Source organism: Methanolinea mesophila (genome assembly GCF_017873855.1).
Lineage (GTDB): Archaea > Halobacteriota > Methanomicrobia > Methanomicrobiales > Methanospirillaceae > Methanolinea_B > Methanolinea_B mesophila.
Genome location: NZ_JAGGKR010000001.1, coordinates 675,311 through 690,807, shown reverse-complemented (window position 1 = coordinate 690,807; position 15,497 = coordinate 675,311). Strand labels below are relative to the sequence as shown.

Here is a 15,497-nt window from a genome sequence, read left to right as displayed (position 1 = left end):
CCACCTGCGTCGGCGCTTTTTTGGTACTGTACCCAAAATATTTTTGAGCACGCCCGACCTCTACTCATGGGATTATGGCATTCACAGGGCTCGAGCTGACCCCGAAAAAGGTTGAGTACCTGAAGTGTATCGCCGGGAAAGGAGACGTGGTAAAGACCTCGGAGCTGGCCACCGCGCTCGGGGTCGACCCCTCGACGGTCACGAAAACACTCCAGGAACTTGAGGAGATCGGGCTCATCGCCCGTGAGCCCTACCACGGGGTGGTCCTCACCCCGTACGGGAGGGAATACGGGGAATTCATCCTCCGGCGCCACCGTATCCTGGGCCTCATCCTTTCCCATTACGGGCTGTCGGACGAGGAGGCATGCCAGGAAGCCTCCCGTATGGAGTGCTATGCCTCGCGGGAGGCGATCGACAAGATGTGCCGGGCGATGGGCCATCCGACCGTCGGGATATGCGGGAAGATCACCCACGGGCCGCTGTGCATGGGAGATGACTGAATGGGGGTCCGAATGTTTGGGAGAGTACCAAACATATCCGGGAGAGGTCCGGAAGCGCGGTCCCCGGGGAGGAACCTGCCGGTGGGAATCGCAGGATGTGTGTTCCTGCTGGTCGTGTGTGCGCTCCTCGCCGCCGGGTGCACCCAGCCGGCCGGAGTGACCGGAGCGGAGCCCCTGAAGGTCGCGGTCACCCTTCCTCCGCAGGCCGAGATGGTGAGGGAAGTGGGAGGCGACCACGTGACGGTACAGATCGTGGTCCCCCCGGGGGCGGATCCCCATACGTTCGAGCCCACGGCCGGGGAGATCGTCCGGCTGAGCGACAGCACGCTCTACTTCCGTGTCGGCCCCGGCCTCCTTCCTTTCGAGGACGTCCTCGTCGACAGGCTCCGGGAGATCGAGCCCGGGATCAGGGTGATCGATTCTTCGGAAGGGATCGCCCTGCTTGCAGGGACCGATCCCGATGAACGGGGAGCCCCGGACCCCCACATCTGGCTCTCGCTCAGGAACGCGGAGATAATGACCGCCCACGTCAGGGACGCACTCATAGAGGCCGACCCTGCCCATGCAGACGAGTACCGGGCAAACAGCGACGATTATATCTCCCGGCTCCACGAGACCGACGGGCAGATCCGACAGGTCCTTGCCGGGAGCGGGGTGCATGATATCCTGGTTACGCACCCGTCGTGGGGCTATTTCACGAGAGATTATGGGATTACCCAGGTGGCGATCGGCGAGGAAGGAAAAGAGCCTACTGCACGCGAACTGGAGTACCTGGTAAACCTGGCCGAGACGGAGAATATCCGGGTCATCTTCGCCGAGCCCGAGTTCTCGATCCGCGGTGCCCAGGTCCTTGCCGAAGAGATCAACGGGACGGTCGTGCTGGTCGATCCCCTTTCGGAGGAATACCTTGAGAACATGCGCAGGGTCGCGGCGGCATTTGCCGGGGAGGACACAACTTCATGAGTCAGCCGGCAATCGAGATCAGGGATGTTTCGTATTCAAAGAACGGGAGGGAGATTCTCTCGCACGTGGACCTGGTGGTGGACCGCGGGGATTTCTATGCAATAATCGGGCCCAACGGAGGGGGGAAGACCACGCTGCTCCGGATCATGCTCGGTCTGCTCGCTCCCGACACCGGCGCCGTTGCGGTGTTCGGCCGCCCTCCCCGTGAGGTACGGGAACTCATCGGGTATGTCCCCCAGTTCAAGACCTTCGACTTCTCCTACCCTATCACGGTGAGGGAGATGATCCGCTCGGGCCTCATGGGCCATGGGAGGGGGGTATCCAGGAGGATCGGCCCTGATCAGGAGCAGGAAGTCGACCGGGTGATGGAAGACCTGGGACTCTCCGGGCTTGCTTCGCAGCAGGTCGGGAGGTTGTCGGGAGGTGAGCAGCAGCGGGCGATCGTCGCCAGGGCGCTGGTGGGAGACCCGGACCTGCTCATCCTCGACGAACCGACCGTGTACGTGGACGCTCCTACCGAACTCCAGTTCCTCGACCTGCTGGACGTGCTCCGGAAGACCAAGACCCTGGTGATGGTGACCCATGATATCGGGGTCCTTCCCGCTCATGTGACCAGGATCGCCTGCCTCAATCATAGTATCTTCACCCACGGGGGGGCGGAGATCACCGATGAGATGCTCGCGTTCGGGTACGGGTGCCCGGTGGACCTGATCGCCCACGGGGTCCCCCACCGGGTGCTCAGGGACCACCCGCACGAAGGAGATGAGGAGTGATGCCCACGATCGCCGGTTGCAGGAGTTCGTCGGATCGGATCATCCCCGGTGTCCCCCGCCGGGTCCTCCGGTACACCCTTTATCGGGGAGGTGATGAATAATGTTCGAGATCCTCGGCTACGAATTCTTCAGGAACGCGCTTCTTGCAGGGCTGCTCGCAAGCATCGCCTGCGGCATCATCGGTTCCTACGTGGTGGTGAAACGGATGGTGGCCCTCTCCGGGGGGATTTCCCATGCGGCATTCGGGGGTATCGGCCTCGGATATTACCTGGGGTTCGACCCGATCCTGGGTGCGGTGGGGTTCGCCCTCGCGGTCTCGACCGGGATCGGGATTTTACGGGAGAAGGCGGTGCAGAACCTCGATACGCTCATCGGCGCCGTCTGGGCGGCGGGGATGGCGCTCGGTATCCTCTTCATATCCCTCACCCCCGGGTACGCGCCCGACCTGTTCTCTTACCTGTTTGGGAATATCCTGCTCGTGCCGCAGGGGGACCTGCTCCTGATGGGTGTCCTTGCAATGGTGATCATAGGCGCCGTCATCATCGTGTATTCCCCGCTTCTTGCGGTCACCTTCGACGAGGAGTACGCCCGGGTGATGAACCTCCCGGTAACCGCCCTGATGCTCCTCCTCCTGTGCCTGACCGCCCTCACCGTCGTGATGCTCATCCGGGTGGTGGGAATAATCCTGGTGATAGCCCTGCTTACCCTTCCGGCCGCCATCGCCCGAGAATACGCGGGCGAGATGAAGCGGATGATGGTCATCGCCGTGGCGGGGGGGATGATCTTCACCTTCTCCGGGATATGGCTCTCGTATCTTTTCGACATTCCCTCCGGGGCGACCATCATACTGGTGAGCGTCGCGGTATACCTCGCGGTCCTCGGAGAACGAAGGCTGGGACTGATCGGGCGCAATGCCCGGTCCGGGTAAAAATTTTCGGGTTTCACCCCGATCCCGAGGCTGACCCGGATCCCGGGGACTTTTCCAGCACATATCCCATGGAGACCGAGATAACCGGTATGACCAGGTAACGGATCCCGATCTGGGCGAAGTACGCCGATACGTCCATCCCGCTCATTGGCAGGAGGATCAGCCCGTCCATGACCCAGTTGATCACCGGCCAGGTGAACCCGATCAGGATTCCTTCCATGAGATAGCCCTCCCTGATTCGGAGGAAGAGCCACACCATCAGGAGGGTTCCGACTACGGACCCGACCACGATCATGATGCTCTTGAAGAGGAACACGTCGACGAGAAGGGTTCCCTGGACCGAATAGAACGGGATCGAGACCAGGAAAGGAATAAGCCAGCTCAAAAAACCGAAGAACAGGAGAAGCGCATAACGGGAATGTTTCATTGTCTGCTCGGATAGATGTCACGTTCCTCCAAGATATACCCGGCGATGCATTTTAAAGGACTCCGGCCGGCGAATGAAAATGGAGATCAACGGGCACCCCGGTGTCGTGGGTTGCTTTTCCGCGGGTCCTTAGTGCCTCAGACCGGGAATTCGGTTACTGTTTCCCGGAATGATCGAGAAGGGGAGGGACGGGCCGGGCCGTACCGCACTCGGCCAGCTCCCCGAGGTCGATCTTTCGTACAACGGGAACCAGCCGCCGTCCGAAGACCCGGGAGAAGTTCTCGACCTCGTTCTCGACCCCCCAGATCTCCAGCTGGCAGTCTTCGACGGCCGCGATCTCCAGCCGGACCTCGTTGTTCCGGTTTGCCTTCATGAACCGCACGTGGTGCACCAGGCCTGCGTGACTCCGGTCGAGGCTCTCTGCCATGCGCAGGAAAAGGGAGAGCATCTTCACCGTAGCCCTCGTACCCTTCCCAAGCTCGGTCGTCTCCAGGGCCTTCTTCTTCGGCGGCTTCTTCCGGTGAAACCGGGCGATGTAGGCCATGACCGAGATCTCTTTCTGGTCGAATCCGAGGAGCTCGGCGTTCCGGATAAGGTAGTAGGAATGCGCATGATGATTGTTGTAGGAGATGAACGACCCGATATCGTGGAGGAAGGTCGCATACAGGAGAAGTTCCCGCTCCTCCTCGCCCAGGGAGTGGATCCCCGTATCCCGGGCGGAATCGAAGAGGTCAAGCGCGAGCCGGGCGACGGCCCGGGCGTGGTGCTCGTTGATCCCGCAGGACCGTCCCAGCTGGAGGACGCTCCGCTCCCTTACGGTGAGCGTCCCGAGAAGGGGGAAGTCGTCGAGCCGGGAGAGGTAGTCGGTGAGGAGGCCGTCCTGCAGGCCCCTGCTCGTGACCTGCATACTCCCGAGTTTCAGTTCCTCCATCAGGGTCTCGAGGATGGCGGCCCCGCAGACGATGATGTCGGCACGCTCCGGATTGATACCCGGGACTTTCCGGCGGTCATCCAGAGACAGCGAGCAGAGAAGGTTCGCCACCCGCGAGAGTTCCGACCGTGAAATTTCTGTTCCCTGCCCGTTTTTCGTTCCTTCTGCGGTACGCGCCGCGATCTCCGCCAGGTTCTGTGCGGTCCCCGAGCTGGCGAGGGTGAGGTCGATCTGGTATTTTCGTAGTTCCTGGACCGGCCTTACCATCTCGTTCTTCACGTGCTGCCGGATTCGCTCGTATTCTTTCCGGGATACGCTCTTCTCCGTCCCTCCCGGGAAAAAGAGGTTTGTGAGCCGGATTGACCCGAGTTTCAGGCTTTCCAGGTAAAGGTACCCGGACCTGGTCCCGAGCGCGATCTCGGTGCTCCCCCCTCCGACGTCCACGAGCAGGGCGAGGCGGTCGTCAAGATGGGTTCCGCTGACCACTCCCTCATAGATAAGGCGTGCTTCCTCCCTCCCGGAGATGACCCTGACGTCCAGCCCCGACTCGTGCCGGAGGCGCGAGAGGAGAATGTTCTGGTTCCGCGCTTCCCTGGTGGCCGAGGTCGCCACCGCGAGATACTCTTCGGTCCCGAACGAACGGGCCATCTCCACGAACCTCCGGCATACCGTGACCGCACGGTCCATCGCCGCCTCGGAGATAAGAGAAGTGTCGAATTCGCCCTCCCCGAGACGGATCACCTCCTTCTGGCGGGAGAGGACCGTTGAGGTACAGTTCGAAAAGAGTCGTACCACGAGGACCCTGATGGAGTTTGTACCCAGGTCGATGAATGTCACCACCCTCCCTTCCGGGGGTATCTGCGGAGAACGGTTCATGGTTTCACCACAAAGGAATACTCAGGAGGAGAACCTGCACGAAGCGGCTGCATTTCTATGAACACCTCATTCACCCGTGCAGGCATAAAGAGATCAGATTGTATCCGGCTGCCCACGGAACGGCACGAACCGTCATGCACCGGCATCCGGATCCCGGGGTCAATCCCCGGTTTTCCGGCCATCTCTTTTCTTCCCGGGATCGCTGCATCCGCATCGTCCTATCGTCGCCGCGATGAAAAGGGCGGACAGCATCGAGGTTGCAAAGGCGGCGAAGAATGATACTTCCTGTGCAACAACCCCGGCGATGAACGGGAGAATGGTCATACCCCCGTAACTTGCCACGTTGAACAGGCCCATGACCGCTCCCTGCCGGGGTTCCACCCGGGAGAGGAAGGTGAGCTGGCCTATCATCACCACCCCTGCCAGGAAGCCTACGGGGATAAAGCCCCAGGGGGTGTAGAAGGAGAGCAGCACCGCACCCGCCATGAGAATGGCGGATACCCGGATTGCGGTGATGGGGTGAAGGTTCGCCCGGGGGACTATCAGCACCGCCACTGCGGTAGAGACATTCATCGCGGCGATCTGGAGCCCTATGATGGCGGGGGACAGTCCGGAAAACTGGGGGTAGATCGCGGTGAGGGCCCCGGTAATCCCGATCATTATCACCGCCGAGACCCAAAGCCAGAAGTACTGGCGGATCACCCGGCCTGACCGGGCCAGTATCTCCCGGAAAGTCTCGGGTTCCGTCGGGGTATTCCGTGAAAGATCCGATTTTCCTCCCGGATTTCCTTCCGTCCCGGAATGCCCGGATCCGGCGGCGGCCTCCCCGCGACGGGATGTTTCCCTGTCGGGCTTCATCAGCATGCTCGCAAGCAGGGGAAGCAGGGATAAGACGGTGAAGAGCATCACTCCGGCATACCGGTCTCCGGTCATATCGACGATCCAGCCTGTCCCGATCAGTCCGACCACCAGCCCCACGTTCAGCATGGCAAGAAATATGCCGCTCCCCCGGGCGTCATCCGGCCTTGCATTCAGAAATGCCAGGCCGGAAGCCACGAAGAGTCCTGCACCGAACCCCTCGGCGAAGCGGGAGAAGAGGAGCATATACGAGGAACTGCTCGCGAGCAGCAGCACCCCGGAGAGGGTGGTGAGCAGGAGTCCTGCGCGGATCAGCGGCAGTTCGCCGATCCGGTCGGCGAGAATACCTGCAGGGAGCACGAGGATGAGCGCTCCGAAAAAATACGAGGAGTAGAGTGCACTCTGGGCAACGGTGCCCTCCGCGAGACCGGGGAGGACCGGCACGATCGCGTTGGAGAGTGCCATTACGGTGAATACACCCAGGAAGACCGGGATCCGGGACTTCATATCATACGGTACGTCTCAAGGTTCAGGGGGGAGTGGGTCTCGATATGGTGGCGTTTATAGATCGAGCTCGCGAGATCGATGGTATTGTTCTCGTCGCCGTGAATGGTGAAGATCTTCTCGGGTTTCGGCTGCATATGGGACACGTAATTCATCAGCTGTCTCCGGTCCGAATGCCCCGAGAACCCGTCGATGGTCACGATCTCGAGGTTGATCACGATGCTCTCCCTACGGCCGAGGGGCACTTCGCGCCATCCTTTCTGGATCCTCCTCCCGAGCGTCCCGTCCGCCTGGTATCCGACGAATACCAGCGCATTCCTTTCGTCGGCCGCGAGGTTGCTCAGGTATTCCATGACCGGTCCGCCGTTGAGCATCCCGCTGGTGGTGATGATCACGCAGGGGTCCCCTGCGATGACCCTTCCCCTCAGGTCCGAGGAATCGACCGGGACGAAACATTCCGCCAGGAACGGGTTTAAGCCCTCCTTGAAGATCTGGTTTCGCAGGTCAGAGTTCAGGTACTCCGGGTAGGTGGTGTGGATCGCCGTGGCCTCCCGGATCATCCCGTCGAGATAGATCTTCATCCTGGGGATCTTTTCCCTGCGCATCCCCTCTTCGAGGGCGAGCATGACCTCCTGGGAACGGCCCACCGCAAACGCCGGGATAATGACCTTCCCGCCGCGGCTCACCACGTTCTGGACCGTCTCGTAGAGTTTCTCCTCTGCGTCGCCCCTGGCGGGCTGCACGTCGTTGCTCCCCCCATAGGTGCTCTCCATGAAAAGGGCCTCGAGGCGGGGGAAATTGTTGGTCGCCGGGTTGAACAGCCTGCTCCTGCTGTAATTGAAATCGCCGGTGAACGCGATGTTGTAGAGCCCGTCTCCTATGTGGAAGTGCGCGATCGCAGATCCCAGGATATGCCCGGCGTTATGGAAGGTGAGCTTGATGTCCGGGGCGATATCGGTGACGCTCCCGTAGTTCAGGGTGATGGAGTGCCGGATGTAATTCTTCACCTCGTTCGAGCTGTACGGGATCTTCCGGTCTTCCTTGCTCACTACGTCCAGGTAGTCAAGCTGGAGCATGGCCGAGAGGTCGCGGGTGGGAGGTGTGCTGTACACCGGGCCGTCGTACCCGTACTTGTAGAGGAGGGGGACGAGGGCACAGTGGTCCAGGTGGGCATGGGTAAGCACCACCGCATCCAGCTGGGTCAGGGGGTGGATCTCAGGGACGTAGAGGTAGGGAGTGCTGTTCGTATTGTCGGGCTTCTCCCCGCAGTCTATCAGGACCCTGCTCTCGGGCGTGGAAAGGAGGAATGCCGCCCTTCCCACCTCCCTGCAGCAACCGAGCATGGTGACCCGGACCCACTGGTCCTTGGAGATCACGTCACGGTGGATCCTCCTTCCTATGGTCCGGAGGAAGGTCTTTCGTTCCTCGTTTACGGACCGCAGGTACTGGCGGATCTGTTTCACCGTCCCGCTCTCGATGGGTGGGGTGCGGACCACCTTGGGAGTCCACCCGATGTGCTTGGTAATCTCCCGGAGCGTGGTCCCGTTCTTGCCGATGACCACTCCGGGCTTCTCGGCCTCGATCAGGACCTCTCCCGTGTCGGGGTCAAAAAAGATGTCGGTGATGCCTGCATTCTCCGCGACTACCGACCGGATATCGTTCACTGCCTTTTCCGGGTCCTCCAGGACGTTGGGGCGTATGACGATCCTTTTACGGAGGTCCCTGGCAAGGATCTTGATCAGGTCCGCCTCGTCGGCGAATCTCTTGGGGTCGTCGGTATAGATGACCAGTTCAGGCCCCTCGAACTCCACGTCCGAGACGGTGATCCCGGAAGGGATCTTATCGTTGATCTTATCCTTTAGTTCTTTCAGTCGTTCTTCAATGAGCATTAAAATCGTCCTAAAAAAGTTTTATGCGAGGATTTTGCCGAATTTTTTCTGCAGTTCTTCTTCAGGGATCTCGCGGTAGGAGTCCTTTGTGATGACCGCCACGTGGACACCTTCCCCGGTGGCGACATCGCGCTTCATCGCCGCCCTGACTGCACGTACCCCCAGGCTTATCGCGTCTTCTTCGTTCATACCCGGCTTGTACCGGTCTTCGAGGATCCCGTACGCGGTCGGGGACCCCGACCCGGTCGCCACGACATCGTCCTCCCTGGTGGCACCGCCCATCGCGTCCACCGAGAAGAGGTGCGGGCCGCTCTCGTCCATTCCCCCTACCAGGAGCTGCACGTAGAAGGGGTAATACCTGTTGTTATTCAGGATATTGGAGAGGAGTGTCGATACCGCCCCCACGGTCATGGATTTTCCCCTCCTCATATTGTAGAGGCTGCATTCCACGGTCATGACCCGCACCAGCTGCTGGGCATCCCCCACTCCACCAGCGGTGGTCATTCCGATACGGTCCGCGATCTGGTATATCTTCTTTGCATTCTTGCTGGCGATGAAATATCCCATGGTAGCCCGCCTGTCGGCAGCAAGGACTACACCGTCCTTGAAAATCAACCCGACAGTGGTGGTCCCTTTCATGGGTTCCTTATACTGTTCCTCCATTTAATCACCCCAAAATATAATGGAAAACGCTGTGAAAATCTGGAAAAGCGCTTCACGGTATACAATGTAGTTTGAAAATTTAAATTTTATTGTTGCGCCTCTTCACTGCAGAGGACCCTGATCAGTTCCCGGTCGAACAGCATCGACACCAGCCGCTTGTCCCCGTTCACCACCGGGAGCTGGTCCACTCTTGCACGCTTCATCTTGAGGGCGCACTCGCTCACTTCGGCATTCTGGGGCACGGCCACCACGTTGGTCACCATTGCCGTCTTTACCGCCCTGTTGGGCAGCTGGATCTTGGAGATGCCGTAGCTGATGGTATGCATATCCCTGATGCTCTCCCAGGTCCACTCGTCGTCGTCGGTGCCGTTGGAGAAGTCACTGACCTCGACAGTGTCCTCTATGGAAGAGTGCCGGATCAGGTCGCCTTCCGAGATGATCCCCTGCAGCCTGCTGTCCGCATCGAGGATCGGTATCGCCTCGAACCCCGAGATCTCCATGATCCTCCCCACGAGGGGAAGCGGAGTATCCTCCCAGAGCGCGAAGGTCTGGCTGGTGTACAGGCCCTTGATCTCCACACGTATCTTCATCTGGGCGATGGCCGCGATGAGGTCCGCCACGCTGACCAGGCCGATCAGAGTATCGTCCTCGACGACGGGAAGCCGCCTGATATTGTTTTTTATCATTAACCGGGCGGCATCGGAGATGGTCGCGTCGGCCTCGATGGTGATCGGGTCGACTGTCATGAGCAGGCCGAGCTGGGTCTCTTCTGCCTTCCGGAGGAGATCTTTCCTGGTGATAATTCCCACCAGTACCTTGTCCTTAAGGACGGGAACCCCCGATATCCCGGTCCTCTTCAGAATCTTCAGTACATCATCGCGGTTGCCCGGTATCTCCACTGCAACCACGTCCGAGGTCATAAAATCGGCGACTTTCATTTCGGTTATGATCTCACCACCATGACGCTCACCGCGCAATGGGAGACCACGAAAGAACTCACGCTGCCGAGGAGGATGCGATCGACCTCGCTTCTCCCGTGTGACCCGACGATCACCAGATCCGCACCCAGTTCCTCTGAAGCATTCACGATCTCGTTTCCTGCATGACCCTGCTTCATCACCGCGTTCAGCGTGATGTGCCTCTTTTCAGCCTCGTTCTTTGCGGCATCGAGCGCATCCTGTCCCTCTTTCTCAAGCATGCTGTACATGATCTCCCAGGTGTTGTCCATGGGGAGTGATGAAAAGAGGCCGGTCTCCACCACGTAGATCACATTGACAGTCGCATTCCAGACCTTCGCCTCATCCAGCGCGATCTTCAGGGCCCGGTCACTTATTTTCGATCCGTCTATTGCCACGAGTATCTGAGTGAACATTTTTACCTTCCCAAAACAGTCTTCTTTATAATGTTGAGTTACGAATAAAAAACTTTTTTCACAATATCATGTAAACCGGCCCGATTTACGAGCGTTGAAAAGATATCCCGGGAGAAGCGCAGATTCGAATGGGTCGGATCGATCAGGAAAAACCTCGCTTTGTTGCCTTTTTCAAGGTACCAGGGGGTGTCGAAATACGCGGAACCGCGCACGGCCGCAGACAGGATTCTCTCCGGCGGGAGGTCGTAGATCCTGGATACGAACTCCATCTCCCGCCACATGTCAGGCTGGACGAACATGACGTTGTCAGTCCCGAGCATCAGGGTACACCCCGTCTTCTCCATGAGGTCGATCGGAGGGTTCCTCCCGGACCTCGTGACCCCGAGTTTCCAGTTGGACCTGGCGCATATGGCGATCGGGATGCCCCTGTCCGCACACGCCCTGACCTGGGCGGGGGTGGCATGGGTGCAATGGACCAGGAGATCGGGTTCGTAGGAAAGTGCGGCATCGATGTCGAGGGCGTCCCGCTCCCCGGCATGAAATGCAACTTTTTTCCCTTCCGCCCTCGCGGCGGCCACCTTCTCCTCGAGTGCAGGGACGTCCCGGGCGCTCGAGATCCCGAGCCCTTCCGCGACCCGTTCCCCGCCCTCCCTTCCGAAGATGAAGACCGTGCCAGGGAACCCTTCGGAGGCGGTCCGAAGCTGCCCGACCCCTGCAGTCCCCCCCTCCCTGAAGTCGGCGAACCCTCCCGTACCCGATGCCTGCATGTAGGAAATACTCGCCCGCATTCCTTCGACGAGACGGCCGGGAGGAGTTGCGGCAAGGATCCTGTGCTTCAGGCCGTCCGGGGGGGTCACGAGTTCCTCGAGGGACCCGCCGGAAGGGAGGTCCATGGCGACGGTATCTCCCAGATGGGTGTGCGCATTGAAGAACGCGGGACAGATCCACGGGCCTCCGCCGGAGGTCTCCTCCTCGACCGCGGCGATGATCCCGTCCCGTATCACCAGGGTCACGCTGCGCACTTCCAGTTCCGGTCCGAGAAGCGCCATTCCGCTGACCAGTTCTTCTCCGTCACCCATGAGTACGAACACCGTTTTATATATGGCGAACGAGAAATATGATTGTATGGCAAAGAAACAGGGTGGGAGATTAATATCATCCGCCGGGCTGGTCAATTATTACGACAGCGACGACCGGCGTGCGGTCCATCTGAACCCGGTAGCGGTGGTGGCGGTTACCGCGGCGATTGGTATTTTTATCCTGGTGCTGGACCTTATCTACTGAACTTTTTTTCGTTATGCATGATTTATCAGCCCCGGCTCTGGCTCACATTTCAAAGGCGTCACGTTGAGCTTTGCTACCTCCCGGAAGAAATCAGCGGTATTTTTTGGCACTACGCGTCACACCCGGGAGGCATGAGGCCCCCCGTTAAAAAAGGTACGTTGATCCCCGGGAGCCTGTCAGGGCCCAACGGTGATCAGGTCTTTCATTACGGTGGAGTTCTTCAGGAAACTCCGTCCCTGGATCTCCGTGATGGTGAGCGTTACGGTATAGGTGCCCGGTGCTCTATACCGGTGCACGGGATTGCGTGAGGTCGAGGTCAACCCGTCACCGAAGTCGTATTTCCAGAACCGGGGGTTTCCGGTCGAACAGTCGGTGAATGCGACCGACAACGGTGCCGGTCCGGATATCGGCACGGCCGTGAAATTTGCAATGAACCCGGAGTCCTGCCCGCCACCGGCTTTGACGACCTCTTGTTTTTCTATGGTGCTCTTCACCAACTTCCCGCCCTCTATCTTCAGGATCGTCAGAGTGACGGTGTAATTTCCGGGCGTGAGGTAGGTATGCCGGGGGTTCTTTGACGACGAGGTGAACCCGTCGCCGAAATTATATGTCCAGCGTAGAGGGTGTCCCCCCGAAAGATCGGTGAAGTAGACCGTCAGCGGTACGATGCCCGATACGGGTGATACCGAGAAATCAGCGTCCGATAGGGGTTGTACGACAACGATGTACCCCGGCCTGGAGACCGTCACGCTGCCGACTGAGTTGCTCGCGGTCAGGCTGACGGTGTAGTTCCCGGGAGCGGCATAGGTATGGACGGGGTTCCGAAGCGTCGAGGAGCTCCCGTCACCGAAGGTCCAGGACCAGGCGGTGGGCGAATTGAGCGAGGTGTCGGTGAACCTGATAGTCAGGGGTACAGCCCCGGATGTTACGTTGGCCGTGAAGTCTGCAACCGGGGGAGGGTTGGAATCTACGGCGATGAACCCTGTCCTGGTGATACGGTCCGACCCGTCGCCGTTGGAGACTTCCAGGCTGACGGTGTAGTTCCCGGGAGCGGCATAGGTATGGACGGGGTTCCGGAGCGTCGAGGAGCTCCCGTCACCGAAGGTCCAGGACCAGGCGGCAGGCAAGTTGAGCGAGGTGTCGGTGAATCCTACGGTCAGGGGGGCGGTCCCCGAGGTGGTGTTGGCAGTAAAGTCTGCAACGGGCGGGGGGTCCGACACGGCGCTGATAAACCCTGTCCTGGTGATGGGGTCCGATCCACAGTCATTCGTGACGTTCAGGCTGACCACGTAGTTGCCCGCATCGGCGTAGGTATGGACAGGGTTCCGGAGCGTCGAGGAGGTGCCGTCACCGAAGGTCCACGACCACGCGGTCGGGTTTCCAAAGGACGCGTCATTGAATTGTACGGTCAGGGGTGTATCGCCCGAGGTCGGATCGGCAGTAAAATCCGCGATCGGCGGGGCGCATCCTACCCTGAGATCGAGCTCGGTAACCTCGCCCGGGGTGAAGGGATACGTGCCCTGCCAGCTCCCCCCGGTACCCTCGGCGATACATTCGGCCTGTTCGCCGTTGACATAGAACGTGATAGGAGCACCGCTCGGGATGTCACCCTGGACGATTAGTTTTTGCGCGAACGGACTCCTGTACCCGTACCACCCTGTTGCATCGCTCACGATGGAACCTCCGCCCCCCTGGACCACGGCAGTGATCTCCGTCCCCACGGGAGCGGGTAATCCATCGACGGCAACCGTTCCGAAAAAGACGTGCGGGAGCACCGGGGTGGAAGAACTGCCGGCTGCCATCGCGGGCGCCACCGCACATGACAGGAGAATCGCCAGAAATGCGATAAAACCGTAAGTATTTCTGCTCATTTATATGCCACCTTATACTCTTGAAAGGAAAGAGCGGCATAATCGCATGCCCGCGATATTCGGGTGTGTGCACCAGGATCCCGGACGACCTCTCTCCTGCCCAAGAGTAATTGGAATTACTATATGGGGATTTCTATATAGGTGTATCTATGGGAAAATTATCCGGAATAAATGAAGATATTTAGCGGAACTAAGTGTTTAAATGGATTTTATCAGTGTTCTATGCGAGGATGCCTGTTGGGTCCTGCAATAAGATACCTCACGATGATTCCGGTCTGGGCGTTCCGGATTTGATAACGACGGTTTTTCGCCTGACCGAGGTGAAAAAGTGCGCGAAGTTTTATCTCCGCCTACTTCCCGCTTCCCTGCCCGGTCAGCATCTTCCGAAAGAGGTCCTCATCGGGATTGAAATACAGGTTGTCATGGCCCTTCCATTCCGGGCATCCATGGATAACTACGACCGGAATTCCCGCGTGGCTCTCTCCCATTACGAAATTGGCCATCCCCGCGAGTTCGTCGACCACCGCCTCCTCGGTGATCTTCAGCACATGGCCGAAGAGATCGGTATCGCCCCGGAAGTCCCGGATTGCGGTCATCCCGCTCCACCCGATGGCATGCCCGGTCTGGCCCCTGCGAAACGACCTCCCGCAGGTATCGGTGATGATCACGCGGACCTCTTTCCCGGAGAGTTCTTTCACCCGGTCCCGGACATCCTGCGCCGCAGCCATCGGATCGGGGGGCAGGAGAATGACCGTGTCGTCCTCTACATTGCTCTGGTCGACACCGGCACGGACCCCGATATGCCCGCAGGATACTTCCGAGAGGACGAACGGATACTCGAGAAGCACCTCCTGCGATGCATCGAGCACCGCCTGGATGAACCGGGGGTCTTCGCCGGTCCGTCCCGCGATTCTTGACGCCCTCCCCGAAACCGCGATATCCGAGAGGTTCCGGGTATATCCCCTGGCCTTCGAGTAGACCGACGACGCGATGCAGATGATGTCCCCGTCTTCCAGGTCGATCCGGGCGAGGATCAGGCCGGGGAGGTCGTCTCCTTCCCGGATGAGGGGCAGTCCCGGGACCCCTGTGACCCGGATGCTTTCCGGCGCACGTTTCATACCGATAGATCTGGTTTGGGAACGGGAAAAAATGCGCGGAACAGCGGCAGGGCACTATTATCCACGACTGCGGAATATATATACCCCCGGGGGTTCAAAACACAAAATATTCATGTACCTGGTTATCCGCTGCGGAGGGTGCAGGACATTCACGTATGTGGACCGTTTCCAGCAGTGGAAGCTCTGCGCGAACTGCGGGGAGACCATCGATGTCCGCAGGGCCACGGTATATCTCGAGGTGGAGGACTATCGCGTCGCCGAGAGCGTGGTGGCGCAGCTCGAGGAACACCTCCACCGCACGAAAAAGAAGGACCTGACCAGGGAAGAGCTCGATTCCCTGCGAAAACAGTACGCGCAGTGGCTGCGAAGCGGCGCATAGCCGTTACCACTTCTTGCCGCAGCCCGGACAGAGAAGGGTCGTTTCATGCCCGCACTTCGGGCAGTAGAGGCCCAGTCTTTTATTGTAGATCATGGAGTTGCCGCACCGCCGGCAGATGATATCCTGCTCGTATCCGCACTCGTGCCGAAGCATATCAGGGA

17 protein-coding genes are annotated in these 15,497 nt (G+C 59.5%); 6 read left to right on the top strand and 11 right to left on the bottom strand.

What is annotated here, in order from left to right:
* Positions 1-74 precede the first annotated feature (74 nt).
* The 4 genes from J2741_RS03215 to J2741_RS03200 all read left to right on the top strand — a co-directional run bounded on the left by J2741_RS03215 (position 75) and on the right by J2741_RS03200 (position 3,164).
* Entirely contained in the window at positions 75-500 is a 426-nt protein-coding gene (locus J2741_RS03215) for a metal-dependent transcriptional regulator (protein WP_245249371.1), read from the top strand.
* Between the two features lie 81 nt (positions 501-581).
* On the top strand, positions 582-1,463 hold the full coding sequence (locus J2741_RS03210; RefSeq protein WP_342452214.1) for a metal ABC transporter solute-binding protein, Zn/Mn family: 882 nt from the start codon (positions 582-584) through the stop codon (positions 1,461-1,463).
* A complete protein-coding gene (locus J2741_RS03205) occupies positions 1,460-2,236 on the top strand; it encodes a metal ABC transporter ATP-binding protein (RefSeq protein WP_209673601.1) in 777 nt (258 codons plus the stop codon). Before J2741_RS03210 ends, J2741_RS03205 begins: the two co-directional genes overlap by 4 nt.
* Before the next feature lie 100 nt (positions 2,237-2,336).
* Positions 2,337-3,164, top strand: a complete 828-nt coding sequence (locus tag J2741_RS03200) for a metal ABC transporter permease (protein WP_209673600.1) — start codon at positions 2,337-2,339, stop codon at positions 3,162-3,164.
* A gap of 13 nt (positions 3,165-3,177) precedes the next feature.
* On the opposite strand, the gene J2741_RS03195 is transcribed toward J2741_RS03200, so the two are convergent.
* From J2741_RS03195 to J2741_RS03160, 8 genes are all read right to left on the bottom strand, one after another.
* A complete protein-coding gene (locus J2741_RS03195; protein WP_209673599.1) occupies positions 3,178-3,591 on the bottom strand; it encodes a hypothetical protein in 414 nt (137 codons plus the stop codon).
* A gap of 154 nt (positions 3,592-3,745) precedes the next feature.
* A complete protein-coding gene (locus J2741_RS03190; protein ID WP_209673598.1) occupies positions 3,746-5,398 on the bottom strand; it encodes a Ppx/GppA phosphatase family protein in 1,653 nt (550 codons plus the stop codon).
* A 159-nt stretch (positions 5,399-5,557) separates the two neighbouring features.
* On the bottom strand, positions 5,558-6,763 hold the full coding sequence (locus J2741_RS03185; protein ID WP_209673597.1) for an MFS transporter: 1,206 nt from the start codon (positions 6,761-6,763) through the stop codon (positions 5,558-5,560).
* Positions 6,760-8,649 (bottom strand): beta-CASP ribonuclease aCPSF1, encoded by a 1,890-nt coding sequence (locus J2741_RS03180; protein ID WP_209673596.1) that lies wholly within the window; start codon positions 8,647-8,649, stop codon positions 6,760-6,762. Before J2741_RS03180 ends, J2741_RS03185 begins: the two co-directional genes overlap by 4 nt.
* A 21-nt stretch (positions 8,650-8,670) precedes the next feature.
* A complete protein-coding gene (gene psmB / locus J2741_RS03175) occupies positions 8,671-9,312 on the bottom strand; it encodes an archaeal proteasome endopeptidase complex subunit beta (RefSeq protein ID WP_209673595.1) in 642 nt (213 codons plus the stop codon).
* Positions 9,313-9,398: 86 nt separating this feature from the next.
* A complete protein-coding gene (locus J2741_RS03170; protein WP_209673594.1) occupies positions 9,399-10,250 on the bottom strand; it encodes a CBS domain-containing protein in 852 nt (283 codons plus the stop codon).
* Positions 10,251-10,255: 5 nt separating this feature from the next.
* Positions 10,256-10,684, bottom strand: coding sequence for a universal stress protein (locus J2741_RS03165; protein WP_209673593.1), 429 nt, complete (start codon positions 10,682-10,684; stop codon positions 10,256-10,258).
* A 38-nt stretch (positions 10,685-10,722) separates the two neighbouring features.
* A complete protein-coding gene (locus tag J2741_RS03160) occupies positions 10,723-11,775 on the bottom strand; it encodes an amidohydrolase family protein (RefSeq protein WP_342452212.1) in 1,053 nt (350 codons plus the stop codon).
* Positions 11,776-11,809: 34 nt separating this feature from the next.
* Between J2741_RS03160 and J2741_RS03155 the strand changes: the two genes are divergently transcribed.
* Positions 11,810-11,968 (top strand): preprotein translocase subunit Sec61beta, encoded by a 159-nt coding sequence (locus tag J2741_RS03155; protein ID WP_209673592.1) that lies wholly within the window; start codon positions 11,810-11,812, stop codon positions 11,966-11,968.
* A gap of 176 nt (positions 11,969-12,144) precedes the next feature.
* Here the strand turns inward: J2741_RS03155 and J2741_RS03150 are convergent, their stop codons facing one another.
* Together J2741_RS03150 and J2741_RS03145 are read right to left on the bottom strand one after the other, a co-directional pair.
* Positions 12,145-13,839, bottom strand: coding sequence for a PKD domain-containing protein (locus J2741_RS03150; RefSeq protein WP_209673591.1), 1,695 nt, complete (start codon positions 13,837-13,839; stop codon positions 12,145-12,147).
* Between the two features lie 350 nt (positions 13,840-14,189).
* Complete coding sequence (locus J2741_RS03145) at positions 14,190-14,957, bottom strand: coenzyme F420-0:L-glutamate ligase (RefSeq protein WP_209673590.1); 768 nt, start codon at positions 14,955-14,957, stop codon at positions 14,190-14,192.
* Between the two features lie 112 nt (positions 14,958-15,069).
* Between J2741_RS03145 and J2741_RS03140 the strand changes: the two genes are divergently transcribed.
* Positions 15,070-15,336: a DUF1922 domain-containing protein gene (locus J2741_RS03140; protein WP_209673589.1), complete on the top strand. Its 267-nt coding sequence runs from the start codon at positions 15,070-15,072 to the stop codon at positions 15,334-15,336.
* A 3-nt stretch (positions 15,337-15,339) separates the two neighbouring features.
* Here the strand turns inward: J2741_RS03140 and J2741_RS03135 are convergent, their stop codons facing one another.
* The gene (locus tag J2741_RS03135) at positions 15,340-15,489 is read right to left on the bottom strand and encodes a DNA helicase PriA (protein WP_209673588.1); all 150 of its coding nucleotides are present in this window, start codon (positions 15,487-15,489) and stop codon (positions 15,340-15,342) included.
* Positions 15,490-15,497 lie beyond the last annotated feature (8 nt).